General features: G+C 54.5%; 27 protein-coding genes and 2 rRNA genes. 10 read left to right on the top strand and 19 right to left on the bottom strand.

Going from position 1 to position 26,639, the window contains the following annotated elements; genetic code table 11:
• Positions 1–7: 7 nt before the first annotated feature.
• From yfhb to murQ, 3 genes are all read right to left on the bottom strand, one after another.
• Positions 8–580, bottom strand: coding sequence for a phosphatidylglycerophosphatase C (gene yfhb, locus BM373_RS00150; RefSeq protein ID WP_256214557.1), 573 nt, complete (start codon positions 578–580; stop codon positions 8–10).
• 63 nt (positions 581–643) lie between these two features.
• Positions 644–2,005, bottom strand: a complete 1,362-nt coding sequence (locus tag BM373_RS00145; protein ID WP_090458073.1) for a PTS transporter subunit EIIC — start codon at positions 2,003–2,005, stop codon at positions 644–646.
• Positions 2,006–2,015: 10 nt separating this feature from the next.
• Complete coding sequence (murQ, locus tag BM373_RS00140) at positions 2,016–2,909, bottom strand: N-acetylmuramic acid 6-phosphate etherase (RefSeq protein WP_090458071.1); 894 nt, start codon at positions 2,907–2,909, stop codon at positions 2,016–2,018.
• Between the two features lie 118 nt (positions 2,910–3,027).
• On the opposite strand from murQ, the gene BM373_RS00135 reads away from it, so the two are divergent.
• Positions 3,028–3,876, top strand: coding sequence for a MurR/RpiR family transcriptional regulator (locus BM373_RS00135; protein WP_090458069.1), 849 nt, complete (start codon positions 3,028–3,030; stop codon positions 3,874–3,876).
• Positions 3,877–3,932: 56 nt separating this feature from the next.
• On the top strand, positions 3,933–4,193 hold the full coding sequence (locus BM373_RS00130) for a YfhL family 4Fe-4S dicluster ferredoxin (RefSeq protein ID WP_090458067.1): 261 nt from the start codon (positions 3,933–3,935) through the stop codon (positions 4,191–4,193).
• Here BM373_RS00130 and acpS read toward each other — a convergent pair.
• The 11 genes from acpS to rpoE all read right to left on the bottom strand — a co-directional run bounded on the left by acpS (position 4,190) and on the right by rpoE (position 13,631).
• Positions 4,190–4,570 carry a holo-ACP synthase gene (gene acpS, locus BM373_RS00125; protein WP_090458063.1) on the bottom strand — a complete coding sequence of 127 codons (381 nt, stop codon included), beginning with the start codon at positions 4,568–4,570 and terminating at the stop codon, positions 4,190–4,192. The two genes, BM373_RS00130 and acpS, sit on opposite strands and share 4 nt — an antisense overlap.
• Complete coding sequence (gene pdxJ, locus BM373_RS00120) at positions 4,570–5,301, bottom strand: pyridoxine 5'-phosphate synthase (RefSeq protein ID WP_090458061.1); 732 nt, start codon at positions 5,299–5,301, stop codon at positions 4,570–4,572. The genes acpS and pdxJ overlap by 1 nt, the downstream gene beginning before the upstream one ends.
• A 160-nt stretch (positions 5,302–5,461) precedes the next feature.
• Positions 5,462–6,181, bottom strand: a complete 720-nt coding sequence (gene recO, locus BM373_RS00115; RefSeq protein ID WP_090458060.1) for a DNA repair protein RecO — start codon at positions 6,179–6,181, stop codon at positions 5,462–5,464.
• A 6-nt stretch (positions 6,182–6,187) separates the two neighbouring features.
• Positions 6,188–7,096, bottom strand: a complete 909-nt coding sequence (gene era, locus BM373_RS00110; RefSeq protein WP_090458058.1) for a GTPase Era — start codon at positions 7,094–7,096, stop codon at positions 6,188–6,190.
• On the bottom strand, positions 7,093–7,773 hold the full coding sequence (rnc, locus tag BM373_RS00105; RefSeq protein WP_090458056.1) for a ribonuclease III: 681 nt from the start codon (positions 7,771–7,773) through the stop codon (positions 7,093–7,095). The genes era and rnc overlap by 4 nt, the downstream gene beginning before the upstream one ends.
• Before the next feature lie 209 nt (positions 7,774–7,982).
• Positions 7,983–8,957 carry a signal peptidase I gene (gene lepB / locus BM373_RS00100; RefSeq protein WP_090458054.1) on the bottom strand — a complete coding sequence of 325 codons (975 nt, stop codon included), beginning with the start codon at positions 8,955–8,957 and terminating at the stop codon, positions 7,983–7,985.
• Positions 8,958–8,972: 15 nt separating this feature from the next.
• A complete protein-coding gene (gene lepA, locus BM373_RS00095; protein WP_090458052.1) occupies positions 8,973–10,772 on the bottom strand; it encodes a translation elongation factor 4 in 1,800 nt (599 codons plus the stop codon).
• 168 nt (positions 10,773–10,940) lie between these two features.
• Entirely contained in the window at positions 10,941–11,420 is a 480-nt protein-coding gene (gene rseC / locus BM373_RS00090; protein ID WP_090458050.1) for a SoxR-reducing system protein RseC, read from the bottom strand.
• Positions 11,417–12,370: a sigma-E factor regulatory protein RseB gene (gene rseB, locus BM373_RS00085; protein ID WP_090458047.1), complete on the bottom strand. Its 954-nt coding sequence runs from the start codon at positions 12,368–12,370 to the stop codon at positions 11,417–11,419. The genes rseC and rseB overlap by 4 nt, the downstream gene beginning before the upstream one ends.
• Positions 12,370–13,023 carry an anti-sigma-E factor RseA gene (gene rseA / locus BM373_RS00080; protein WP_090458045.1) on the bottom strand — a complete coding sequence of 218 codons (654 nt, stop codon included), beginning with the start codon at positions 13,021–13,023 and terminating at the stop codon, positions 12,370–12,372. The genes rseB and rseA overlap by 1 nt, the downstream gene beginning before the upstream one ends.
• Before the next feature lie 32 nt (positions 13,024–13,055).
• A complete protein-coding gene (gene rpoE, locus BM373_RS00075) occupies positions 13,056–13,631 on the bottom strand; it encodes an RNA polymerase sigma factor RpoE (protein WP_090458042.1) in 576 nt (191 codons plus the stop codon).
• A 424-nt stretch (positions 13,632–14,055) separates the two neighbouring features.
• Here rpoE and nadB point away from each other — a divergent pair, with 424 nt between their 5' ends.
• Entirely contained in the window at positions 14,056–15,660 is a 1,605-nt protein-coding gene (nadB, locus tag BM373_RS00070) for an L-aspartate oxidase (RefSeq protein ID WP_090458039.1), read from the top strand.
• On the opposite strand, the gene BM373_RS00065 is transcribed toward nadB, so the two are convergent.
• Entirely contained in the window at positions 15,649–16,386 is a 738-nt protein-coding gene (locus BM373_RS00065; RefSeq protein ID WP_090458037.1) for a tRNA(1)(Val) (adenine(37)-N(6))-methyltransferase TrmN, read from the bottom strand. The two genes, nadB and BM373_RS00065, sit on opposite strands and share 12 nt — an antisense overlap.
• 131 nt (positions 16,387–16,517) lie before the next feature.
• Between BM373_RS00065 and srmB the strand changes: the two genes are divergently transcribed.
• Positions 16,518–17,840, top strand: a complete 1,323-nt coding sequence (gene srmB / locus BM373_RS00060) for an ATP-dependent RNA helicase SrmB (RefSeq protein WP_090458034.1) — start codon at positions 16,518–16,520, stop codon at positions 17,838–17,840.
• Positions 17,841–17,884: 44 nt separating this feature from the next.
• Here the strand turns inward: srmB and grcA are convergent, their stop codons facing one another.
• Positions 17,885–18,268: an autonomous glycyl radical cofactor GrcA gene (grcA, locus tag BM373_RS00055; RefSeq protein WP_090458032.1), complete on the bottom strand. Its 384-nt coding sequence runs from the start codon at positions 18,266–18,268 to the stop codon at positions 17,885–17,887.
• 315 nt (positions 18,269–18,583) lie between these two features.
• Here grcA and ung point away from each other — a divergent pair, with 315 nt between their 5' ends.
• Positions 18,584–19,273 carry a uracil-DNA glycosylase gene (gene ung, locus BM373_RS00050; RefSeq protein ID WP_090458030.1) on the top strand — a complete coding sequence of 230 codons (690 nt, stop codon included), beginning with the start codon at positions 18,584–18,586 and terminating at the stop codon, positions 19,271–19,273.
• Positions 19,274–19,306: 33 nt separating this feature from the next.
• Here the strand turns inward: ung and BM373_RS00045 are convergent, their stop codons facing one another.
• Positions 19,307–20,350, bottom strand: coding sequence for a tRNA/rRNA methyltransferase (locus BM373_RS00045; protein WP_090458028.1), 1,044 nt, complete (start codon positions 20,348–20,350; stop codon positions 19,307–19,309).
• 202 nt (positions 20,351–20,552) lie between these two features.
• Here BM373_RS00045 and trxC point away from each other — a divergent pair, with 202 nt between their 5' ends.
• From trxC to BM373_RS00015, 5 genes are all read left to right on the top strand, one after another.
• Positions 20,553–20,972, top strand: coding sequence for a thioredoxin TrxC (trxC, locus tag BM373_RS00035; RefSeq protein WP_090458026.1), 420 nt, complete (start codon positions 20,553–20,555; stop codon positions 20,970–20,972).
• Positions 20,973–21,040: 68 nt separating this feature from the next.
• Positions 21,041–21,739 carry a tRNA-uridine aminocarboxypropyltransferase gene (locus BM373_RS00030; protein ID WP_090458023.1) on the top strand — a complete coding sequence of 233 codons (699 nt, stop codon included), beginning with the start codon at positions 21,041–21,043 and terminating at the stop codon, positions 21,737–21,739.
• A gap of 32 nt (positions 21,740–21,771) precedes the next feature.
• On the top strand, positions 21,772–24,426 hold the full coding sequence (gene pat / locus BM373_RS00025; RefSeq protein WP_090458021.1) for a bifunctional acetate--CoA ligase family protein/GNAT family N-acetyltransferase: 2,655 nt from the start codon (positions 21,772–21,774) through the stop codon (positions 24,424–24,426).
• 120 nt (positions 24,427–24,546) lie between these two features.
• Positions 24,547–25,902, top strand: coding sequence for a CDP-diacylglycerol--serine O-phosphatidyltransferase (gene pssA, locus BM373_RS00020; RefSeq protein WP_090458019.1), 1,356 nt, complete (start codon positions 24,547–24,549; stop codon positions 25,900–25,902).
• A 56-nt stretch (positions 25,903–25,958) separates the two neighbouring features.
• The gene (locus tag BM373_RS00015) at positions 25,959–26,282 is read left to right on the top strand and encodes a YfiM family lipoprotein (protein ID WP_090458017.1); all 324 of its coding nucleotides are present in this window, start codon (positions 25,959–25,961) and stop codon (positions 26,280–26,282) included.
• Between the two features lie 69 nt (positions 26,283–26,351).
• Here BM373_RS00015 and rrf read toward each other — a convergent pair.
• Positions 26,352–26,467: ribosomal RNA gene (gene rrf / locus BM373_RS00010) — 5S ribosomal RNA — on the bottom strand.
• 98 nt (positions 26,468–26,565) lie between these two features.
• Positions 26,566–26,639: ribosomal RNA gene (locus BM373_RS00005) — 23S ribosomal RNA — on the bottom strand; the annotation flags it as partial.

Raw genomic sequence — 26,639 nt, 5'->3', positions numbered from 1 at the left:
CCCGGCATTATTCCAGTTGCTGAAGTTCGCCGCGCGGGGTAACGCGCCAGCGGTGCTGGCAGAAATAGAGCAGCGGGTTATCCTGCTTACTGTCGCTGTAGCCGCTGTAGAGACGCAACGGAGTGCCGATTTTGCGCTCCAGTTGCACCACTTTTTCGTGGCCGAGGCAGCGCATGGTGAGCACCCAGCCGCCGTAGCGACGGTGGATCTGGCTGGCGATAAGATTGACGCGGGGCAGCCACGGAGTATCAAAATAGACCTGCTCAACCAGTGGCTGCGGTGAACCGGTGATCAGCCAGATGTCGGCGTCAGAGGCCGCCAGGTAGTTGGTCAGCCGATCCTGCACCACCGGGAAGGCGGTCACCCGGCTGCGGAACCAGGCCACAAACTTCTTCTCCAGCGCTTTGAGATGCGCTTCGCTGTGACCCCAGGTGCAGGCCCAGAGCAGGAGACTCATTGGCCAGCGTGCGGCGCGCCCTTTAATCAGTAACGCGCCGCCGATGACGGGAAGCAACGGCAGGACGAGCAGTGCATTCAATGGCTGATGACGTAACACGTAACGCAGGAAAGTACCGAACATATCCTGCTGATGGAGTGTTCCATCAAGATCAAAAAAGACAACACGACGCTCGTTAGCCAAACCTTACTCCTCTGGATCGTTGAACCCCATAAGCCAGGTAAACAGGAACCCGGCAATGACCGCTAATAAATAGCCTAACAGATAGAGCATGACTTTTCCGGTCACAATCGTTAATGCCAGCGGTAAACCGGAAATCCCGAAGGTGATCACCGTGGCCACTTTCCAGTAGCTGATGAGCGCCCCGCCGACGGCACCGCCCAGACACGCCCCCAGAAACGGCTTGCCCAACGGCAGGGTGACGCCGAAAATCAGCGGCTCACCTATGCCCAGTAATCCGACCGGCAGCGCGCCTTTAATCAGTTTTTTCAGCCGGGCGTTGCGGGTTTTCATCAGAACGGCAATCGCCGCGCCGACCTGGCCGACGCCGGCCATCGACAGTATCGGCAGCAGCGCGTTAAAACCGTGCGCCTGCACCAGTTCAACATGAATCGGCACCAGCCCCTGATGCAACCCGGTCAACACCAGCGGCAGGAACGTGCCCGCCATGACCGCGCCCACCAGAAAACCACCGCGATCGATAGCCCATGACGCGCCGTGCGCGATGCCCTCTGAGATAACCCCGCCCAGCGGTTGCAGGACGACAATGGCAATCGTGCCGGTAATCAGCGTGGTCAGCAGCGGATTAAGGATCAGCTCAAGCGATCCCGGCAGCAGCGTGCGAAACCGTTTTTCTATCCAGCACATCAGCGCGACCACCAGCAGTACCGCAATGACCCCGCCGCGACCGGGTTGCAGGGCTTCACCAAACAGAGTGATCTGCGCAAGTTGCGGGCTGGATAAAATCCCCGCCATCACGCCGCCCATCGCCAGCGAGCCGCCGAATACCTTCGCGGTATTCACGCCGACGAGGATATTCATGATCGCAAACACGGCGCTGCCGAAAATCCCCAGCAGGCCGAGCATATTGGGATAGTGGGTGGCGAAATCACCGACGATATCCGGGCGTTTAAGAATATTTATAATGCCGGTGATGAGACCCGAGGCTATAAACGCCGGGATCAGCGGAATAAAGACGTTGGCGAGCATCCGCAGCGCGTCGCTCATTGGCGCTTTGTAGCGGCTTTTTGCCTGCGCTTTATTGTGTTCAATATCGTCAAACGCCGCCGCTGCCCCGCCGCCGATGAGGGATTTCATGGCGTCCACCACCTGTGCCGCCTTGCCGGGGCCGACAATAAGCTGGTGCTGCTCGCCCTGCTTCACATACCCGCTGACGCCGGGCAGTTTTTTCAGGGCAGCAATATCCAACCGTTGTTCATCACGCACTTCTACACGCACGCGCGTCATGCAGTTTTCCAGCCGCAGAATGTTCTCCTGCCCGCCGATGCCCAGCAAAATGTCGCTGGCAAGCGCCGTTGTTTTGTCCATACACGCCTCGTTAGTTTTCTAAAGCAGCCCGTAAAAAACCCTGGTGAGCAGTAAGTTTTGCCCGTGCGGATGCGGCATCAAGCCCGGAGAGGATCATCAGAATGGCGGGTTTGACGTCAAAGTCGGTCTGTTTGAGTACAGCTTCCGCCTGTGCGCGATCGGCCCCGGTCGCTTCGACCACCATGCGGCAGGCGCGATCCACCAGCTTAACGTTGGTGGCTTTCATATCGACCATCAGATTCTGGTAGACCTTGCCAAACTTGACCATTGCGCCGGTGGAGATCATGTTGAGCACCAGCTTTTGCGCGGTGCCGGATTTCAGGCGGGTGGAGCCGGTGAGCGCCTCTGGCCCGACGACCGGCGAGATGGCGATATCCGCGTTCTGCGCAATCGGTGAACCGGGGTTGCAGGAGATAGCGACCGTGGTACAGCCCCTTTTTCTGGCGTATTGCAGCCCGCCAATGACGTAAGGCGTGCGGCCAGAAGCGGCAAGGCCGACGACCAGATCGTCTTTGGTCAGGTTAAGCGCGTGGAGATCCTCTTCGCCCAGTTGCGGGTTGTCTTCCGCCCCTTCGACCGCTTTTAACAGCGCGCCAGGGCCGCCTGCGATAAGCCCAACCACCAGACCGTGAGGTACGCCAAACGTCGGCGGGCATTCAGAGGCGTCCAGTACGCCCAGTCGCCCGCTGGTGCCTGCGCCCATATAGATAATGCGTCCGCCCGCTCGCAGCGCTGTTGCCGCTGCATCAACCGCTCTGGCAACTTCCGGCAATGTCTCTTTCACTGCAAGGGCGACCAGCGTATCCTGTTGATTAAAACGGGTAACCAGCTCGATTGTCGATAAAGCATCGAGATCCATCGTGTCGGAATTACGCGTTTCTGAAATAAGTGCACCAAGATTCATAATAAGTCCTCAAGAATTTTTAATTCATCCTAACTGCCCGATAATGGAATATAATATTCATTCATGCGAGCAGAATGTGTTTTTGCAATCGTTGTCACATTTTGGCCTGGGAGAACCCATGAACTGTTTGATGCGCATTCGTCAGCGCTACCCCGGACTTGCGCAGAGCGATAGAAAACTGGCGGACTTTTTACTGGCACAGCCGGATGTCGCCCGCCATCTCAGTTCGCAGCAACTGGCAAGCGAAGCTGGCGTCAGCCAGTCGAGCGTGGTGAAATTTTCCCAGAAACTGGGTTTTAAAGGTTTTCCGGCGCTGAAGCTGGCGATCAGCGAAGCGCTGGCCAGCGATAAAAATCCCCATACCGCGCCGCTGCATAATCAGATTTGCGCGAATGATTCGCTGCGTATCGTGGGGGAAAAGCTCATTAAGGATAATGTCAGCGCGATGCACGCGACCCTTGATGTGAATACGGAAGATAAACTGCGCGAGAGCGTGCTGTTACTGCGCGATGCGCGGCGCATCATTCTGACCGGGATCGGCGCTTCGGGGCTGGTGGCACGCAATTTTGGCTGGAAGCTGATGAAGATTGGCTTTAATGCGGTAGTGGAACTGGATATGCACGCCCTGCTCGCTACCGTGCAGGCGATGGATCCCGCCGATGTGCTGCTGGCCATCTCTTATTCCGGTGAGCGGCGCGAAATCAATCTGGCGGCAGACGAAACCTTCCGCGTGGGCGGGAAGATCCTCGCGATCACCGGGTTTACGCCCAATATGCTGCAACAGCGGGCCAGCCATTGTTTGTACACCATCGCTGAAGAACAGGCGACGCGCAGTGCGGCGATGTCCTCCACCAGCGCCCAGATGATGCTCACTGATTTGCTGTTTATGGCCCTGGTGCAGCAGGATCTGGAGCACGCGCCGGAGCGGATCCGCAACAGCGAGCAACTGGTAAAAAAACTGGTCTGAACAGGGAATGAGCGTATAATGCCCGCCCTGTTTGTGTTGCTTCTGAGATTTTCCTGATGGCGCTGTTGATTACCAAAAAATGCATAAACTGCGATATGTGCGAACCGGAGTGTCCGAACGAGGCCATTTCGATGGGCGACAGCATTTATGAGATCAACAGCGATCGTTGTACGGAGTGCGTCGGCCATTATGAAACGCCGACGTGTCAGAAAGTGTGCCCGATCCCGAATACGATTTTGAAGGATCCGGCACATGTCGAAAATAACGAACAGCTTTGGGACAAATTTGTGCTGATGCACCACGCCGATAAAATCTAGCTTTCGATGATGACCGTCGCACAGGCGTAGTGGCGCTCATCGGCCAGCGTAACGTGCATTGACCGAACGCCCATTCTCTGGGCCAGCGCCTGCGCCTCTCCCCACAGTCGCAGGCTGGGTTTTCCCAGTTCATCGTTAAACACTTCAAACTGATTAAACGCCAGACCGTTGCGGATGCCGGTGCCAAACGCCTTCGCCGCCGCCTCTTTTACCGCAAAGCGCTTCGCCAGAAAACGCACCGGCTGCTGGTGCGTCTCCCAGATCGCCCACTCGTTTTCACTGAGCACGCGCTTTGCCAGCCGATCGCCGCTGCGGGCAATCACCGCTTCGATACGGGCGATTTCGACGATATCCGTACCTAATCCCAGAATCGCCATTACCGACGCGCTTCCTGCATCAGACGTTTCATCTCGCTCACCGCCTCTTTCAGGCCGCTCATCACCGCACGACCAATAATGGCGTGACCGATATTCAGCTCGTGCATTTCCGGCAGTGCGGCAATCGCTTTGACGTTGTGATAGGTCAGACCGTGGCCCGCGTTCACTTTAAGTCCGAGGCTTGCGGCAAAGGTCGCGGCGTTGGCAATGCGCGCCAGCTCTTTTGCCTGAGCGGCTTCGTCTTTAGCATCAGCGTAGCAACCGGTGTGAATTTCGATATAGGGCGCACCTACATCGGCGGCGGCCTGGATTTGCGCTTCATCGGCGTCAATGAACAGTGAGACCAGGATCCCGGCGTCAGCCAGACGCTGGCAGGCGTCGCGCATTTTGTCGCGCTGTCCGGCAACGTCAAGCCCGCCTTCGGTGGTCACTTCCTGACGCTTTTCCGGCACCAGGCAGCAAAAATGCGGTTTGGTTTCGACCGCAATCGCCAGCATCTCTTCGGTGACAGCCATTTCGAGATTCATGCGGGTATCGAGCGTCTGACGCAGGATTTTCACGTCGCGGTCGGTGATGTGGCGACGGTCTTCGCGCAGGTGCACGGTGATGCCATCCGCCCCGGCTTGCTCCGCAATAAACGCCGCCTGCACCGGGTCAGGATAGGCCGTGCCACGCGCGTTACGCAGAGTGGCGATGTGATCGATATTGACGCCTAAAAGTAATTCAGCCATGACAATCCTCAGATCTTAGTTTTATGATTTTTTCCCCTCACCCCTGCCCTCTCCCCAAGGGAGAGGGGGAAAGGCAAGTCCCCTCACCCCGGCCCTCTTCCCGTGAGAAGGGGAAAGGCAAGCCCGCGCTCGATCGGTTCCCTCTCCCACGGGGAGAGGGCTAGGGTGAGGGGGCACGCTTCGGCACAAACTGGCGAAACAGCTCCCGACTCTTTAGCGGCTTACCGCCAAGATACGGTTTTAAGGCCATGCGGGTAAAGCGCTTCGCGGCTCTTAACGTATCCTGATCGGGAAAATGACGCTCGGCGAGCGCGCGCAAATGGCGTCCGGTAAAGGTGCGGTTATCCATTACCACGCTGGCAATAAAGCCTTTTTCTTCACGGTAGCGATAGGTCATGCTGTCTTCCACCGGCTCGCCGCTCCCGGCACAGCTGAGAAAATCGACGCCGTAACCTAAGTGCCCAAGCAGGGCCAGCTCGAAGCGGCGTAATACCGGTTCGGGCGATCCGCTCACACCCGCCAGCGCCTGTATGCAGTGAAGATAATCAAAGAACAGCTCAGAAAAGCGCGTCTCGTGCTCCAGCACGCGCGAAATCAGTTCATTGATATAAAGACCGCTGTAGAGCGTGATACCGCTTAAGGGGAGCGCCAGCGAAACGGCTTCAGCGCTGCGCAGTGTTTTGACTTCACCACGGCCGCTAAAGCGTACCAGCAAGGGGGTAAAAGGCTGTAATGCGCCTTTGAGACTGGAGCGTTTGGAACGTGCGCCTTTAGCCACAAGGCGCACGCGACCTGACTCTTCCGTGAAGACGTCCAGCATCAGGCTGGTTTCGCTCCAGGGACGACTATGCAGAACGAAAGCGCGCTGCCAGCCTTCCATCAGGGTTTACTTTAAGTCGTCGACGTAACCGAGACTGCGCAGGGCGCGCTCGTCATCGGCCCAGCCGGATTTCACCTTCACCCACAGCTCAAGGTGTACAGGCGCTTCAAACATCTCCTGCATATCTTTGCGGGCTTCGATACCGATGGTTTTGATTTTGGCCCCTTTGTTGCCAATCACCATCTTCTTCTGCCCTTCACGCTCGACGAGGATCAGCCCGTTGATGTCGTAGCCACCGCGCTCGTTGGTCACGAACTGCTCAATCTCAACCGTGACCGAGTAAGGCAGTTCCGCACCCAGGAAACGCATCAGTTTTTCACGGATGATTTCTGAGGCCATAAAACGCTGTGAGCGATCGGTGATGTAATCTTCCGGGAAATGGTGAATAGCTTCCGGCAGATGCTTACGCACAATGCCGGCTATCGTATCAACGTTCATGCCGGTTTCAGCGGAAATGGGCACGATATCGAGGAAGTTCATCTGGCTCGCCAGGAACTGCAGATGCGGCAGTAAATCCGCCTTCTCCTGCACGTTATCCACTTTGTTCACCGCCAGAATCACCGGCGCTCTGCCGTCACGCAGCTTGTTGAGCACCATTTCGTCGTCCGGCGTCCAGCGCGTACCTTCGACGACGAAAATGATCAGCTCTACGTCACCAATCGAGCTGCTCGCCGCTTTGTTCATCAGGCGGTTAATGGCGCGCTTTTCTTCCATATGCAGACCGGGGGTGTCAACGTAGATCGCCTGATACGCGCCTTCAGTGTGGATACCCGTAATACGGTGGCGCGTGGTTTGCGCTTTGCGTGAGGTAATGGAAATCTTCTGCCCAAGCAGATTATTCAGCAGGGTGGATTTGCCAACGTTGGGACGTCCCACGATGGCAATAAATCCGCAATATTGTTTTTCGTCACTCATTCCAGCTCCAGTTTCTTAAGCGCCCCTTCGGCGGCGGCCTGCTCTGCTTTGCGACGGCTGGAACCTGTACCAACCACCGGCTCACTCAGGCCACTGACCTGGCAGTGGATAGTAAATTCCTGATCGTGGGCTTCGCCACGCACCTGCACCACCAGATAGGACGGCAGCGGCAGATGGCGACCCTGCAAATATTCCTGCAAACGCGTTTTCGGATCTTTTTGTTTATCGCCCGGACTGATTTCATCCAGACGGCTCTGATACCAGTTCAGGATCAGTTGTTCGACGGTCTGAATACTACTGTCAAGGAACACGCCACCGATTAACGCTTCGACGGTATCGGCCAGAATAGATTCGCGACGGAAACCGCCACTTTTTAATTCACCCGGCCCTAAACGCAGACATTCGCCCAGTTCGAATTCGCGGGCAATTTCAGCGAGCGTGTTGCCACGCACCAGCGTCGCACGCATCCGGCTCATATCGCCCTCATCCACACGAGGGAAGCGGTGATAAAGCGCATTGGCGATGACGAAACTTAAAATGGAGTCACCCAAAAACTCCAGACGTTCGTTATGTTTGCTGCTGGCACTGCGGTGAGTTAATGCCTGTTGCAATAACTCCTGATGTTGAAAAGTGTAGCCCAGCTTCCGTTGAAGCCGATTAATTACGATGGGATTCATGCGATACCAGATAAATAAATGCGTCAAAAATGCAGCACACGAAACCGACCTGAAACAGCCAACGCGGTTTCGTGTGCCGTGGCACCTTGCAGCGCCAACCTTAAACTTCGGGGGAATATTCTATACACAACGGCAGGGGATGTCGTTACCGGAATAGATTTATCAGAGAAATAATTTGGGTTGCAGCCGTCAGACTGCAACCCGGCAGATTAATGAATGCCACCGATGCGATTTAAACGCACGCCCGTTGGCCATTCACCTTCCTGTTTTTCGAAACTCATCCAGATTCCTGTGGCACGTCCTACCAGATTTGCCTCAGGTACAAAGCCCCAGTAACGGCTGTCCGCGCTGTTATCGCGGTTGTCACCCATCATGAAGTAATGGCCCGGCGGCACGATCCAGGTTGCCAGTTGCTGACCTTGCTGGCGGTAGTACATCCCCAGTTGATCCTGGGCAATCGGCACGGTCAGAATACGGTGCGTCACATCACCCAGCGTCTCTTTGCGCTCAGTCAGGCGAATACCGTTTTCACGGGTTTCGCTTTTCGGCAACTGGAAGAAACCGCTGCTCGCTTCGCCGCCGTTATTACGATCAAATGTCTGAACAAAATCACTAGGCTCAACGTTCGAATAGGTGATTGGCAGCGCGCTTGCGCACGCCTGACCAGACTGGCAGTTCGGAGAAACCGTAACCTGCTTGGTCACAGGATCGTAGCTTACCTTGTCACCCGGCACACCGACGGTACGTTTGATGTAATCGAGGCGCGGATCGTCCGGGTATTTAAACACCACCACATCACCGCGTTTCGGATGCCCTGTTTCAATGATCATGTTCTGATAGATCGGATCTTTAATGCCGTAGGCAAACTTCTCCACCAGAATAAAATCACCGATCAAAAGCGTAGGCATCATCGATCCTGACGGGATCTGGAAAGGTTCGTAAATAAACGAACGCACCACCAGCACCACAGCCAGCACCGGGAATACGGATGCGCCTGTTTCCAGCCAGCCCGGTTTCGGGCTGACCTTTTTCAGGGTTTTGGCATCAATCGCATCGCCCGTGGCAGCCTGTGCAGCGGCCTGACGCTCCCGACGTTTGGGTGCAAAGATAAATTTATCCAGACACCACAACAGCCCTGTGACAAGCGTTGCGATCACCAGGATCAGGGCAAACATATTCGCCATGCCAACTCCTTAATTTTATTTGCCGTCTTTGCCAACATGCAGAATGGCGAGGAAGGCTTCCTGTGGCAGTTCGACGTTACCGACCTGCTTCATTCGCTTCTTACCTTCTTTCTGTTTTTGCAGCAGCTTTTTCTTACGGCTGACGTCACCGCCATAGCATTTCGCCAGAACGTTTTTACGCAGCTGTTTCACCGTGGAGCGGGCGATAACGTGGTTACCGATCGCCGCCTGGATCGCGATATCAAACTGCTGGCGCGGGATCAGCTCTTTCATCTTCTCCACCAGCTCACGACCGCGATACGGGGCGTTGTCGTTGTGGGTGATCAGCGCCAGGGCGTCAACGCGCTCGCCGTTGATCAGCACGTCCACGCGCACCATGTTAGAGGCCTGGAAGCGCTTGAAGTTGTAATCCAGCGATGCATAGCCGCGCGAGGTGGACTTCAGGCGATCGAAGAAGTCGAGCACCACTTCCGCCATCGGGATTTCGTAGGTCAGCGCAACCTGTTTACCGTGGTAAACCATGTTGGTCTGTACGCCGCGTTTCTCGATACACAGAGTGATCACGTTACCCAGGAATTCCTGCGGCAGCAGCATGTGACACTCAGCAATCGGTTCGCGCAGTTCCTGAATATTATTCAGCGGCGGCAGCTTGGACGGACTGTCGACATAGATAACTTCTTTGCCGGTTGTCTGCACTTCATACACAACCGTCGGTGCGGTGGTGATGAGTTCCAGATCGTATTCACGCTCCAGACGCTCCTGGATGATCTCCATGTGCAGCAGACCGAGGAAGCCGCAGCGGAAACCAAAGCCCAGCGCGGTAGAACTCTCCGGCTCGTAGAACAGCGAGGCATCGTTAAGACTCAGCTTGCCGAGGGCATCGCGGAAGTTTTCGTAATCGTCAGAACTAATCGGGAACAGACCGGCATACACCTGCGGCTTCACTTTTTTGAAGCCTGGCAGTGCTTTGTCCGCCGGGTTGCGCGAAAGCGTCAGGGTATCGCCTACCGGCGCGCCGAGGATGTCTTTAATGGCGCAAACCAGCCAGCCTACTTCGCCGCATTTCAGTTCGGTACGGTCGATCTGTTTTGGTGTGAAAATGCCGAGGCGGTCAGCGTTGTAAGTCTGGCCGGTGCTCATGACTTTAATTTTGTCGCCTTTGCGCAGGGTGCCGTTTTTAACACGGATCAGCGACACAACGCCCAGATAGTTATCGAACCAGGAGTCGATGATCAGCGCCTGTAACGGGGCATCCGGATCGCCTTCAGGGCCCGGAATATCGCGCACCAGGCGTTCCAGCACGTCGCCTACGCCCACACCGGTTTTCGCCGAGCAGCGCACGGCGTCAGTGGCGTCAATGCCGACGATATCTTCAATCTCTTCCGCCACGCGCTCAGGATCGGCAGCTGGCAGGTCGATTTTGTTCAGGACTGGCACGACTTCCAGATCCATTTCCAGTGCGGTATAGCAGTTCGCCAGCGTCTGGGCTTCTACGCCCTGCCCGGCGTCAACCACCAGCAACGCACCTTCACAGGCGGCAAGGGAACGGGAAACTTCATAAGAGAAGTCAACGTGACCGGGGGTGTCGATAAAGTTCAGCTGGTAGGTTTCACCGTCAGAGGCTTTGTAATCGAGAGTCACGCTTTGCGCTTTGATCGTAATGCCGCGCTCGCGCTCAAGATCCATGGAATCAAGCACCTGGGCAGCCATTTCACGATCGGACAGGCCGCCGCAAAGCTGGATAATACGGTCAGACAGCGTCGACTTACCGTGGTCGATGTGAGCGATGATCGAAAAGTTGCGTATGTTCTTCATATATGGAGATTTTATGCCTTACGGAAACTAAGAGGCCGCTGTACTGAGCCCACGTCTGTTGTCTGAAACGCCGCATTCTACACTACAACCTCAACGTGAGGAAATGCTCATCCCGCAGGCGGCGCGGTAAGGTACGGTGCTGATGATGTGCTGTGATAATAAAGAGATTTACTGACCGGCATTTCCGGGCTGAGCATCCACGCGCAGCATATCGGGCGGCAAGCCAATGCTGAGAATGACGGGCTGCCAGGCTTCGCGCGCAGCCAGTTTAGGAGAGAAGGCACGGGCCACTAAGAAACCGCCCACGCCACCCAGCAATGCACCACTCATGGCGGCTAAATCATGACCAAATAACGTCTGAAAGAGCGCGCCGACAGCGAACAATCCCACAAGCGGCGTTAAATACACCAGCATCGCTGAGCCGAGTAAGCTGCCTTCAGCAATTCCCAGTTCGACTTTTTGCCCGGTCATGAGCGGCTGATTGCAAGGAACAACGATCGTATGCGTGGTCTGCGGCCCGAGCTTATTCAGCACGCGGGTACCGCATCCGGAACGCGAGGCGCAACTGCTGCATGAGGATTTGACATCACAACTGACCAGCGCTTCACCATTTTGCCAGGATACGACGGTTGCCCACTCTTTGATCATTGTGCTGCCCTGAATTTTAAACTGTCTGCAATACGTTTGGCGGTTTGTGGCGGGAGTTCGCCCACAACGGTAATTTCTGCGTTGTCACGTACGGTGGTACTGACGGTGCGCCGTCCGGTGCGTAACATCTGATCGGAACTGTTAGGTCCCGCGCGATTCACGTTCACCGAAAAGCTAAATAACCCGTCGGAATAGAGCCGGGACTCGACAAGCATATCGACCGTAGGTAACTGACGGCGACTGCTTGATACTTCACTAAAGCCCTGCGGCAGCCAGGAAGGAGACCAGGTAAAGTCGATTTTATCACCGGTCGGAACCGATAACAGCGGCGGCAGACTGGCCTTTGCCAGCGTTTGCATCCCTGCACCAACCTGATTGTTTACCGAGAAGGCAACAACGCGGAATTGTTCCAGCGTTTCGCCATCGCGGTCGAGCAGGTCAACGCGCAGAGGTAATTTGCTCTCTGAATCCAGCCAGACAATGTAGCTGTAACGATTACCATCCCGCGCAACCACGCGGATCACTTCGCAGAGGCGATCGGCAATACGCGTGCGACCTACGGAAATGAAGTCATAGATCGCGGAGATGCGTTTGAAATCGGTATAGATGAGCGACGGCAATGAATCGACAATGTAATCGCCATTAAGCGTAAACGGCTCAAGGCCGGGTTCAAAATAGCTGATTTCATTGCCACGCTGGACGACTTCACGGCGCGGGCCATCCATTTGCAGAAGTTGTGCAAGGGGCTGGTTATCAAGGCGGGCATGGCGATAGCGTAATGACTCCACACCTTGTTTATTGACGCTGACGAATGACAGCTCGTAATTGAGTGACTGGCTCGCCAGGTTCATCTGCTGTAACAACGCCCCGGACGATGCATCAGCCGAGGCGTTGACGGAGAAGAACAGGCTACCTGCCACGAGGGACATGGCACACCAAAGTTGCTTCATTACTGCGATTGTGTTCCTAAGGTTTGGATGCCAGGCACCTGCACAGCGGCTTGCTGAGTTTGTGCCTGCTCAAACTGAAGCTGTTCGGAGTGCAGGCGTCGTTGCAATTCATAATCCTGCAACATGGCATTGATTCGACGACGCTGTTCCTGCACCTGCTGTTGCTGACCACCACCCGTCGCTGAAGCGTCGGCTGGAACACCCAGGCTCACCGGGCTGGCTTTACCCATCATCGGCAGCGTGTTAAACACGGGCGCTTCTGGCTGCTGGGTTGATTCAGACTGGCCGTTATACTGCTGGACGCCAACAATAACTGCAAGCGATACGCATGCAGCGACACCCATTTGCGTAATCTGGCTGGCCCATGGGCGCACTTTGCTCCAGAACGGCATTTTCTGCCATTGCTGCGGCGCAGGCTGTGCTTCAGGAATCAATGGCGTTGCCGGGCGTAGCGGTTCGCTTTCAATGGCCGCCATAACGCGGGCTGAGATATCGAAATGAAGGACATCGGCGGTATCACCTCGCATCGCATCGCGAATGAGATGATAACCTTCCCAGGTTTTCTGCATTCCGGCATCGCGCGACAGCTCTGTGAGCAGCTCGCTATCCAGCGTTTCACCATCCATTAAAGCGGAAAGTTTTTCTTTCTGCATGCCTAAATACCTTTTCCAGTATCCCGCTATCGTCAACGCCTGATAAGCGGTTGAACTTTATTATCAATAGCTTCCCGCGCACGGAAGATACGTGAGCGAACCGTACCAACCGGACAATCCATGATGACGGCTATCTCTTCATAGCTCAGGCCATCTAACTCCCGCAAGGTAATCGCCATGCGTAAATCTTCCGGGAGTGACTCAATGGTGCGGAAAACAATTTGTCTCAGTTCTTCTGACAACATTAAGTTCTCAGGGTTCGAAATTTCTTTCAGCGCGCCGCCACTTTCGAAGTTTTCTGCGTCAATCGCATCAATATCGCTGGATGGAGGGCGTCGCCCCTGAGCTACCAGATAATTTTTTGCGGTGTTAACCGCGATTCGATACAGCCAGGTGTAAAAAGCGCTATCTCCCCGGAATGAATCCAGCGCGCGATAGGCTTTAATAAAAGATTCTTGCACCACATCAGGCACATCGCCTGAGGGCACGTAACGGGAAACCAGGCTCGCCACTTTATGCTGGTAGCGAACCACCAGTAAGTTAAACGATTTCTGATCTCCCTTCTGGACCCGCTCAACGAGAACCTGATCCGTTAACTGCTCGCTCATCCGAGGTAATGTCTCCCCAAACCCTATTTCCACGCGTAATCGAAACGCCACTCCAACACTGTACTTTGAGCAAGCTGAGGGTTAGAAGGCTTGTTTCGTGAAAAGTTCCATTACACCTTTGTTTTTGTGTAACGTTTTGCAGACTGTTCGTTATGACTCATTGTAAGTCTACTGATTCTCATCCGGGTGCTGTGCGATGAAGACATGCCAGGGAAACCCGTCAGAAGAGTAACGCAATGCGACCTTTATTTCACCACATAATCTGATGCTAACGATCTGCTTCGCAAAATTATTTCGTTTTTTTGCCGCTGGCTTGTCCCCTTCCCTGTTTAGCCTTTACAACACCAGATAAATAAAACGTGCTCAAACCGACTTTGCGGTGCTATGCTGCGCAAACATTGTTTAGTAAATTAAACACACCATCATGAATATGACGCCTGAACTCTCCTGTGACGTGCTTATTATTGGCAGCGGTGCTGCCGGGTTATCGCTGGCCCTTCGCCTGGCCGAAAAACACAAGGTCATTGTGTTAAGTAAAGGCCCGGTCAGTGAAGGCTCCACCTTTTATGCGCAAGGCGGCATTGCCGCGGTGTTTGATAAAACCGACAGTATTGATTCCCACGTTCAGGACACGCTGATTGCGGGCGCAGGTATTGTTGATCCCCATGCGGCAGAGTTTGTCGCCAGCAATGCCCGTCATTGCGTCCAGTGGCTTATCGATCAGGGCATGTTGTTTGATACTCACGTTCAGCCCAACGGCGAAGAGGGCTATCACCTGACCCGTGAAGGCGGCCACAGTCATCGTCGTATTCTTCATGCCGCAGACGCGACCGGAAAAGCGGTTGAAACAACGCTGGTTGGCAAAGCGCTCAGCCATCCTAATATCCGCGTAATTGAACGCAGCAATGCGGTCGATCTGATTATCTCCGACAAAATCGGGCTGCCGGGCACACGCCGCGTGGTAGGTGCGTGGGTGTGGAATCGTAATAAAGAAGTGGTGGAAACCTGCCAGGCGAAAGCAGTGGTGCTGGCAACCGGCGGCGCATCAAAAGTGTATCAGTACACCACCAACCCGGATATTTCCTCCGGGGACGGGATTGCGATGGCCTGGCGCGCAGGCTGCCGGGTGGCCAATCTGGAGTTTAATCAGTTTCACCCGACGGCCCTATTCCATCCGCAGGCACGTAACTTTTTACTGACCGAGGCGTTGCGAGGTGAAGGCGCTTACCTGAAGCGCCCGGACGGTTCACGCTTTATGCCCGATTTTGACGAGCGGGCAGAGCTGGCCCCGCGCGATATCGTTGCCAGGGCTATCGATCATGAAATGAAACGCCTCGGCGCGGACTGCATGTATCTCGACATCAGCCATAAGCCCGCTGACTTTATTCGCCAGCATTTCCCGATGATTTACGAAAAACTGCTCGGGCTGGGCATCGATTTAACCAAAGATCCGGTGCCGGTCGTGCCTGCCGCCCATTACACCTGCGGGGGCGTGATGGTGGATGACTTTGGCCGTACTGATGTCGATGGCCTGTATGCCATTGGTGAGGTGAGCTATACCGGCCTGCACGGTGCGAATCGCATGGCCTCCAACTCGCTGCTGGAATGTCTGGTGTATGGCTGGTCGGCGGCAGAGGATATCGACCGGCGCATGCCCTACGCCCGCAGTATCACATCGCTACCGGTATGGGATGAGAGCCGCGTCGATGATGCCGATGAGCAGGTGGTTCTCCAGCACAACTGGCATGAGCTGCGCCTGCTGATGTGGGATTACGTAGGCATTGTACGCACCACTAAACGGCTGGAGCGCGCGCTGCGACGAATTACCATGTTGCAGCAGGAAATTGACGAGTATTACGCCCATTTCCGCGTATCTAACAATCTGCTGGAATTGCGTAATCTGGTGCAGGTAGCGGAGCTGATTGTGCGCTGCGCGATGATGCGTAAAGAGAGCCGGGGCCTGCATTACACGCTGGATTACCCGGAGCTCATGGTGGGATCCGGGCCGTCGATCCTGTCACATAAATAAGTAAAAATCCTGCGTCAGTCCGGTATAGCCTTCGGAGTAACGCTGATCGGGACCGCGAATAACCAGTCTGTCGCAAAAGCATTCTCCTGCCGCGGGGGAGAATGCCAGCAGTACGCGATGCGGCAGACGGCTCTCCGTATCGGAGATATCAGTACGCAGCCGTAAATGCCAGCCCATCTCCAGCGCCTTTTGCGTGAAGACATTGCCCGTACTCTCCGGTAAAACCACGCAGAAAAAGCCCTCTTCTGTTATGCATTCCGTTGCACAGGCCAGTAACGCGCTATGGTCGAGCGAGGTGGTATAACGCGCCTGTTCACGCTGGGGGGTTGCGCAATCGACACCCTTTTCATAATAAGGGGGATTGCTGACGATCAGATCGTAACGCAGCGGGCACGTTTTTACCCACGTCTGGATTTCAGCGCTATGCACATTGATACGAGCCGACCAGGGTGACTCCATAACGTTTTCCTGCGCCTGACCTGCGGCATCACCATCCAGTTCAACAGCATCAATCGTTACGGAATCGCCGGTGCGTTGCGCCAGCATCAGCGCCACCAGACCACTGCCTGCGCCGATATCCAGGATGCGAGTCACGCCCGCGACGGGCGACCATGCCCCTAATAAAATACCGTCTGTACCGACTTTCATTGCACAACGATCGTGAGCAACAAAAAATTGTTTAAATGTGAACCCGTCACGACGAAGCCGCGTTTTGGCTGAGGACATTCTTTACAACTCTCTAAACGAAACCGGGTTAGCATAGGTGAAAGCGATAATCCGGGGAAGGCTTATCCACACAAACAGATGAAGATTGCAGCCATAACGTCTATAATCAGCGCCCCAAACAGAGGTAGAACATGACTGTAACGACTTTTTCCGAACTTGAACTCGATGAAAGCCTGCTGGACGCGCTACACAGCAAAGGCTTCACACGCCCGACTGCCATTCAGGCGGCAGCCATTCCGCCTGCCTTAGAAGGCCGTGATGTACTCGGTTCTGCGCCGACAGGCACCGGTAAAACGGCGGCGTATCTGCTGCCCGTCTTGCAGCATCTGATCGATTTCCCTCGCAAGAAATCTGGCCCCCCGCGTATTTTAATTCTGACGCCGACACGTGAATTAGCCGTTCAGGTTGCAGAGCATGCGCGCGAGCTGGCCGCAAATACCCATCTGGATATCGCCACCATCACCGGCGGCGTGGCTTATATGAACCACGCCGAGGTCTTCAGCGAAAACCAGGATATCGTCGTGGCCACCACCGGCCGCCTGATGCAGTACATTAAAGAAGAGAATTTCGACTGCCGTGCGGTTGAAACGCTGATCCTCGATGAAGCTGACCGTATGCTGGAGCTGGGCTTCGCGCAGGATATTGAGCATATCGCGGGCGAAACGCGCTGGCGCAAACAGACCATGCTGTTCTCCGCCACGCTTGAAGGCGATGCGATTAAGGACTTTGCGGAGCGTCTGCTGGAAGATCCCGCTGAAGTGTCCGCAACGCCGTCAACGCGCGAACGCAAGAAGATCCATCAGTGGTATTACCGTGCGGATAACTTTGAACACAAGGTTGAACTGCTTAAGCATCTGCTGAAACAGGACGATGCCACCCGCTCAATCGTCTTTGTGCGTAAACGCGAGCGTGTGCACGAACTGGCAGAAATGCTGCGAGCCGCCGGGATCGCCAACTGTTACCTCGAAGGTGAGATGGCGCAGATCAAGCGCACCGAAGGTATCAAACGTCTGACAGAAGGACGCGTGAACGTGCTGGTCGCCACCGACGTCGCCGCCCGCGGGATTGATATTCCTGACGTAAGCCATGTAATTAACTTCGACATGCCACGCAGCGGTGATATTTATCTGCACCGCATCGGTCGTACCGGGCGCGCAGGCCGCAAAGGTACCGCGATTTCACTGGTTGAAGCACACGATTATCTGCTGCTGCAAAAAGTAGGTCGCTATATCGAAGAACCGGTGAAAGCGCGGGTTATTGATGAACTGCGTCCAACGACTCGTCCGCCAAGTGAAAAGATGACGGGTAAACCGTCCAAGAAAGTGCTGGCGAAGCGTGCAGAAAAGAAAAAAGAAGAGAAAGAAAAGCCGCGCGTGAAGAAACGTCACCGCGACGCCAAAAATATTGGCAAACGCCGTAAGCCAAGCGGTTCGCAGGAAACGTCAAACGAGTAATAAAAAAGCCGGGTACATAACCCGGCTTTTTTTATCTGCAGAACTTACAGACTTTCAGTAAAAGTACGTGCGATAACGTCGCGCTGCTGCTCTGGTGTCAGGGAGTTAAAGCGCACCGCATAGCCGGACACACGGATCGTCAGCTGTGGGTATTTTTCCGGGTGCTCAACCGCATCCATCAGGGTTTCACGACGCAGCACGTTGACGTTCAGGTGCTGACCACCTTCGACGCGTACTTCAGGCTGCACTTCCATCGGCACTTCGCGGTATTCGATCTCGCCCAGTTTATTCACGGCAACGATTTCATCTTCAGCAAAACCGCCTTTGGCACACACGCAGCGCGCTTCGCCTTTTTCGCTATCGAGCAGCCAGAAAGAGTTCAGCAGATCGTCATTTGCAGCTTTAGTAATTTGGATACCTGTAATCATGTGATGCCTCCCAAGGCTTCATAATTTGATTTCGTCGGCCTGGTCCCGGCCAATTGGTAAAACCATTGTTGCTTGAGTGTAGATATACCAGCCAGCCACCCGTGATTCTTTGATATAAATCAATAAAAACCACACCATGAAAAGGGTGATAAGGCAAAACACTTGTTTTATATCAATTTTCACCCTGAGTAATTATCAATATTTTTGTAAATTTAAACTATTTTTGGGGTAGAACGCGGACGGCATTGAGGCAAATTTTATTCTGTACACAGAAGCAGTTAAGCTAGTCATAACGATGATTCGCAGGAGAGCGGAATGACGACTTCACTAACGTGGCACGATGTGCTGGCCGAAGAAAAAGAGCAGCCTTATTTTATTAACACGCTGAGCGCCGTCGCTGCTGAGCGTCAGGCGGGTGGAACCATTTACCCACCGCAAAAAGATGTCTTCAATGCTTTTCGTTTTACCGAACTGGGCGACGTCAAAGTGGTGATTCTGGGTCAGGATCCCTATCACGGTCCGGGGCAGGCGCATGGACTGGCTTTCTCGGTTCGCCCCGGCGTGGCCATTCCGCCTTCTCTGCTTAATATGTACAAAGAGCTGGAAAATTCGATCCCCGGTTTTCAACGCCCCACCCACGGCTATCTCGAAAGCTGGGCGCGTCAGGGGGTTCTGCTGCTTAATACGGTGCTGACTGTGCGTGCAGGTCAGGCGCATTCGCATGCGAGCCTGGGATGGGAAACCTTTACCGATAAGGTGATTGAGTTGATTAATACCCATCGCGAAGGCGTGGTGTTTTTACTCTGGGGTTCACATGCACAAAAGAAAGGGGCCATCATTGACGGTAAGCGCCATCACGTGTTGAAGGCACCGCACCCCTCGCCGCTTTCTGCACATCGGGGATTCTTTGGCTGCAACCATTTTGTTCTGGCGAATCAGTGGCTGGAAAAGCAGGGAGAAGAACCCGTAGACTGGATGCCGGTTTTACCCGCCGACAGCGAATAAAAAAAATGCCAGCGTTATGCTGGCATTTTTGCATCAGGCTTTGTTTTGTCGCCACCATTCTGCGAGCAACACGCCGGTTGCGACAGAAACGTTGAGGCTTTCGACATTGCCCGTCCCCTGAATGGAAACGCTCATGTCAGCGCTGGACAGAGCGGCATCTGACAGACCGTCACGCTCCTGACCCAACACCAGCACCATTTTCTTCGGCAGTTCTGCCTTAAACAGCGGCGTACCTTCATGGCTGGAAGTGGTCACGATGCTGTATCCCGCTTTACGGAATGCATCCAGCGCACCGATGATGCTGTCGCCAGTGATGGCCTGCACGTGTTCCGCGCCGCCTTCCGCAGTACGGATCGCTGCGCCCGACTCAATGATCGCGGCATCGTCAAGCAACACCCCTTTCACGCCGAAGTGCGCACAGCTACGCATCATCGCGCCGAGGTTATGCGGGTTACCCACATCTTCCAGCGCCAGCACGCAATCTTCTGCCTCAGCCTGATCAACCCACTGCTGAACAGAAATACCGCTGCGCTTTTTAATGATGAAGCACACGCCACCGTGGTGTTCAGTGCCGGAGGCTTTCACCAGCTCCGCTTCGTCTACCACATGGTAAGCTTTGCGGTTCGCCGCCATCCAGCGCAGTGCCTCTTTAAAGCGCGGGGTCACGCTTTGCACGAACCATGCACGGACGATACAGTCCGGACGGCTCTGGAACAGCGCCTGGCAAGCGTTCTCACCGTACACGCGCGTCTCTTCAGCGCGCTGACGACGGATCACTTCCGGGTCAACGAAATTCTTACTGCCTTCTTCTTTTACAGTCTGCTCGACCGGCGGACGGGACACCGTGCGCCATGGCGACGAGGATTCACTGTCGCGGTCACGGCTGCGATCACGATCGCGGCCCGGGCCTTTTCGTTCATCGCGGGCGGGGCGACGGCCACCGTCTGCACGTGACGTTCCCGGACGCCCTCCCCCTTTCCCGGTACGCGGGTTATGGGTGCGTCTATCGGAATCATCATCACTGCGGACATACATCACTTTGACCTTGCCGCTTTTATTTTTCAGTTCGTCGTTCATGCTTTTCTCCACCAGCGCTGCGCGAAGCGCGCAGATTACCCGATGTGCAGGCGCATAGCCATTACTTCGTTTAAAAGCTAAGGGCTATTGTACTTATCGAATAAACCGCATTGTCGTTTCAAACAGACTCAATGATAATATGTAACATATAAGAAACATTTATAGCATTCACCTGCACCCCATGGTTTACCAGAGGTTAGTTATGAATACCGTATGTGCAAGCTGCCAGGCGCTTAACCGCATTCCCGATGAACGCGTTAATGATGTTGCGAAGTGCGGGCGTTGTGGTCATGAACTGTTTGATGGCGACGTTATCAATGCCACCAGCGAAACCCTGGATAAATTACTGAAAGATGATCTGCCGGTCGTTGTCGATTTCTGGGCCCCCTGGTGTGGCCCGTGCCGTAACTTTGCGCCGGTCTTTGAAGATGTGGCGGAAGAGCGCAGCGGTAAAGTGCGCTTTGTGAAAGTAAACACTGAAGCCGAGCGTGAACTGAGTACCCGCTTCCGCATCCGCAGCATTCCTACCATCATGCTGTTCAAAAACGGTGAAGTCGTGGATATGTTAAATGGTGCAGTTCCTAAAGCGCCTTTTGATAGCTGGCTTAACGAATCTCTGTGAATCAACGGGGCGCAACTTGTGCCCCGTTTTCTCCTCTGCGACAATGGCGTTTTTTCTGCGCACCCTCAATGACTCATAACGCCGTACTGCAACTCCGGGCCGAACGACTCGCCCGCGCCACGCGTCCTTTCCTGGCGCGCGGTAACCGTATCCGCCGCTGCCAGCGCTGCCTGCTCCCCTTAAAGCAATGTTTATGCGAAACCATTCAGACCGCCGATGCACGGAGCCGTTTTTGTCTGGTGATGTTTGATACCGAGCCGATGAAGCCCAGCAATACCGGCCGGCTGATTGCCGATACGCTTCCGGATACGCTGGCGTTCCAGTGGTCACGCACCGAGCCGCCTCAGGCCCTGCTCGATTTGGTTGCCGATCCGCGCTATCAGCCAATGGTCGTCTTTCCGGCCTCGTATGCTCACAGCGAGCGGCAGATATTAACTGCGCCGCCTGCAGGCAAACCCCCGCTGTTTATTATGCTCGACGGCACCTGGACCGAAGCGCGTAAGATGTTCCGTAAAAGCCCTTATCTCGATGCCCTGCCGGTGATCTCGGTCGATCTGTCGCGCGTTTCCGCTTACCGCCTGCGTGAAGCCCATGCTGAGGGCCAGTATTGCACGGCAGAAGTGGCGATTGCTCTGCTGGATCTGGCTGATGATCAACACGCCGCGCAAACCCTGGGCGATCACTTCTCCTGTTTTCGCGAGCGCTATCTGGCAGGAAAACCGCATCATCAGGGCAGTATCACAGCAATTGAGGCGGAAAGCGTTTAAAATCATCAGGTCACTCTTTTCTGGAGACCGGTATGAGCCAACGAGGGCTGGAAGCGCTTTTGCGCCCGAAGTCGATTGCGGTTATTGGCGCTTCGATGAAACCGGATCGCGCCGGTTTCTTAATGATGCGCAATCTGCTGGCGGGAGGGTTTGCTGGCCCGGTATTACCAGTGACGCCCACCTGGAAAGCCGTGCAGGGGGTGCTCGCCTGGCCCGATATTGCCAGCCTGCCTTTTACTCCCGATTTGGCCGTACTCTGTACGCATGCCCGGCGTAACCTTGACCTGTTAGAGTCGCTTGGACAGAAGGGATGTAAGACGTGCATTATTCTTTCCGCGCTCCCGGAACAGCACGCCGAACTGCTGGCCTGCGCCAGCCGTTATCAGATGCGGCTGTTAGGCCCAAACAGTCTGGGCCTGCTGGCCCCCTGGCAGGGACTGAATGCCAGCTTTTCGCCGGTGCCTATTACGCGCGGCAAACTGGCGTTCATCTCCCAGTCCGCTGCCGTTTCTAATACTATTCTCGACTGGGCGCAGCAGCGCGAAATGGGCTTTTCCTATTTTATTGCCCTTGGCGACAGCCTCGACATTGATGTCGATGAACTGCTCGATTTTCTTGCCCGCGACACGAAAACCAGCGCGATCCTGCTCTATCTGGAACACCTCAGTGATGCACGCCGGTTTGTTTCGGCGGCGCGTAGTGCTTCGCGCAATAAACCTATTCTGGTGATCAAAAGCGGTCGTAGCCCGGACGCGCAGCGTCTGTTGCAGTCGCATTCCGGTATGGATGCGGCGTGGGATGCCGCCATCCAGCGTGCGGGCCTCTTACGCGTGCAGGATACACATGAACTTTTTTCAGCCGTGGAAACGTTAAGCCATATGCGCCCCTTGCGCGGCGAGCGTTTGATGATCGTCAGCAACGGTGCGGCCCCCGCCGCACTCGCGCTGGATGAATTGTGGCTGCGTAATGGTAAACTGGCGACCCTCAGTGAAGAGACGCTGGCGCGCCTGAAAGATGCACTGCCTTCGTATGCGCAGGCGGGTAATCCGCTGGATTTACGCGATGACGCCAGTAGCGAGCGTTATATTGCCGCGATCAATATTCTCCTCGACAGTCCTGATGTTGATGCATTGATGGTGATCCACGCTCCCAGCGCCGCCGCACCGGGAAGCGAAAGTGCACAGGCGCTCATTGAGACGCTAAAAGCCCATCCACGAGGAAAATACATCACCGTATTAACGAACTGGTGTGGTGAGTTTTCATCCCAGGAAGCGCGACGACTATTTAGCGAGGCGGGTTTACCCACCTATCGCACACCGGAAGGGACTATTACCGCATTTATGCATATGGTCGAGTATCGCCGCAACCAAAAGCAACTGCGTGAAACTCCCGCCCTGCCGGGTAATCTCACCGCCAATACCACGGAAGCGCACCATTTGCTGCAACGGGCGATTGATGAAGGTGCGACGTCGCTGGACACCCATGAAGTTCAGCCCATACTCCGTGCGTATGGCTTACACACCCTGCCCACCTGGATTGCCAGTGACAGCGCTGAAGCCGTGCATATTGCTGAACAAATCGGTTATCCGGTCGCGCTTAAACTGCGCTCGCCGGATATTCCGCATAAATCCGAAGTTCAGGGGGTAATGCTTTATCTGCGCACGCCAGCAGAGGTCCAACAGGCGGCTAATGCCATTATCGACAGGGTTAAACTGAACTGGCCTCAGGCACGCATCCACGGTTTACAGGTCCAGAGCATGGCAAACCGCGCCGGTGCACAGGAGCTTCGCGTGGTGGTCGAACAGGATCCGGTATTTGGACCACTGATTATGTTGGGTGAAGGCGGCGTGGAGTGGCGGGCTGATGATCAGGCTGCCGTCGCGCTGCCGCCGCTGAATATGAATCTGGCGCGCTATCTGGTCATCCAGGCGATTAAAAACCGCAAGATCCGTGGACGCAGCGCATTACGCCCGCTCGATATTCCGGGGTTAAGTCAGTTGCTGGTTCAGGTTTCCAACCTGATTGTGGATTGCCCGGAGATCCAGCGCCTTGATATTCACCCTTTGCTCGTCTCCGGCAATGAGTTCACCGCCCTTGACGTCACGCTGGAGCTGGCCCCGTTTACCGGCAGTAACGAAAGCCGTCTGGCCGTGCGCCCTTATCCTCAACACCTTGAAGAGTGGGTGGAGATGAAAAACGGCGAGCGTTGCCTGTTCCGTCCGATCCTCCCGGAAGATGAACCACAATTACGGCAGTTCATTTCCCAGGTGACCAAAGAAGATCTTTATTACCGCTACTTCAGCGAGATCAACGAATTTACCCATGAAGATTTAGCCAATATGACGCAAATCGACTACGATCGGGAAATGGCGTTCGTCGCCGTCCGTCGAACCGATCAAGGGGAAGCGATCCTCGGTGTGACACGCGCCATTTCCGATCCCGATAACATTGACGCCGAGTTTGCGGTACTGGTGCGCTCTGATTTAAAAGGGCTGGGGCTTGGTCGCCGTTTGCTGGAAAAACTTATCAGCTATACCCGCGATCACGGACTTAAGCGCTTAAACGGAATTACTATGCCTAACAATCGCGGCATGATTACGCTGGCGAGAAAACTCGGATTCGAGGTTGATATCCAGCTTGAAGACGGTATTGTCGGCTTAACGCTCAGACTGATTACAGAAGAGTAATCAAGAGTAAGGTACTGGAAATGTTGACCACTTTGGCAGGCTCTGGTGTTATCATTGTCCGCTTCTGTCGTCTGCTTAGTACAGAGGATCCTTCAATGAACAGAGAAGAAACGCACTGTGATGTTGTCAAAATTTAAGCGCAATAAACATCAACAACACCTTGCCCAACTACCTAAGCTTTCTCAGTCAGTTGATGATGTCGCATTTTATTATTCTCCCGCTGATTTTCGGGAGACATTGCTTGAGAAGATCGCCAGCGCCACGCGCCGCATCTGTATTATCGCGCTTTATCTGGAACAGGATGACGGCGGTAAAGGGATCTTAACGGCCGTTTATGAGGCAAAACGTCAGCGTCCTGAGCTGGATGTGTGCGTTCTCGTTGACTGGCACCGGGCCCAGCGGGGCCGCATTGGTGCCGCCGCCTCTAATACCAATGCCGACTGGTATTGCCGTATGGCCCAGGAAAACCCTGGCGTTGAGGTCCCCGTTTATGGTGTGCCCGTAAACACCCGCGAAGCGCTGGGTGTTCTCCACTATAAAGGTTTCATTATTGATGACAGCGTGCTCTATAGCGGTGCCAGTCTGAATGATGTTTACCTGCATCAACACGAAAAATACCGCTACGACCGCTATCAGCTTATTCGCAACCCGCAAATGGCGGATGTGATGCGCGGTTGGGTCGAGCAGAATTTGATTCAGGGTCGCGGCGTAAACCGTCTCGACAATACTGAGCGCCCGAAGAGCCCGGAAATTAAAAACGATATTCGCCTTTACCGTCAGGAACTGCGCGATGCGTCTTACCATTTTCAGGGTGATGCTGATAACGAGCAACTCGCGGTGACACCGCTGGTCGGGCTGGGCAAATCCAGTTTGCTCAATAAAACGATTTATCATCTTATGCCCTGCGCGGAGCATAAGCTGACCATCTGCACCCCTTATTTCAACCTGCCAGCCATCCTTGTGCGCAACATCATTCAGTTGCTGCGCGAAGGTAAAAAAGTGGAAATTATCGTCGGCGACAAAATGGCAAATGACTTTTTTATTCCTGAAGATGAACCGTTCAAGATCATTGGCGCGCTGCCTTATCTCTATGAGATCAATCTGCGTCGTTTCCTGAGTCGGCTGCAATATTATGTGAATACCGATCAGCTGATCGTTCGCCTGTGGAAGGACGAAGATAACAGCTATCACCTGAAAGGTATGTGGGTGGATGACGAATGGATGTTGCTGACCGGCAATAACCTGAATCCGCGGGCATGGCGACTCGATCTGGAAAACGCCATCCTGATTCACGATCCGAAGCAGCAGCTCGCACAGTTGCGTGAAAAAGAGCTTGAGCTTATTCGCACGCATACAACTGTCGTTAAGCATTACCGCGATTTGCAGAGTATTGCCGATTATCCGGTAAAAGTGCGCAAGCTCATTCGCCGCTTACGCAGGATCCGCATCGACAAGCTTATCAGCCGTATCCTCTAGCTTTTGCTTTTATCACCAGGCCCCGTCATTGATGGGGCTTTTTATTGGAGGCAATCATGAGATCTTGCCCACTGCTTACACTTCTTTTTTTAACCGGATGTAGCCATATGGCGCAGGATGAATGGCATGGTCAGGATAAAGCGCAGCATTTTCTTGCTTCAGCCATGCTTTCCGCAGCGGGTAATGAGTTTGCACAGCATCAGGGCGTCAGTCAGGATCGTAGCGCCACGTTTGGAGTAATGTTTTCTCTGACGCTTGGCGCATCTAAAGAATTATGGGACAGTCGCCCGGCCGGTAGCGGCTGGAGCTGGAAAGATTTTGCCTGGGATGTGGCGGGTGCGACGACAGGCTATACCGTATGGCAACTGGCACAGCATTAAAGATTAAGAATAATTATATGCAGAAACGCAAAAGGCCATCCTGACGGATGGCCTTTTCACTTAATTGATGCCTGGCAGTTCCCTACTCTCGCATGGGGAGACCCCACACTACCATCGGCGCTACGGCGTTTCACTTCTGAGTTCGGCATGGGGTCAGGTGGGACCGCCGCGCTAGTGCCGCCAGGCAAATTCTGTTATCAACACGTCCTGTGACCTGTTGATGGTATCTGTATCAGGCTGAAAATCGTACTCTCAAATCACGCCAAAACAGCTTCGGCGTTGTAAGGTTAAGCCTCACGGTTCATTAGTACCGGTTAGCTCAACGCATCGCTGCGCTTACACACCCGGCCTATCAAC

The sequence above is a fragment of the Enterobacter sp. kpr-6 genome, assembly GCF_900116015.1.
Taxonomy (GTDB): Bacteria; Pseudomonadota; Gammaproteobacteria; order Enterobacterales; family Enterobacteriaceae; genus Enterobacter_D.
This window is presented reverse-complemented; position numbering and strand designations above follow the sequence as displayed.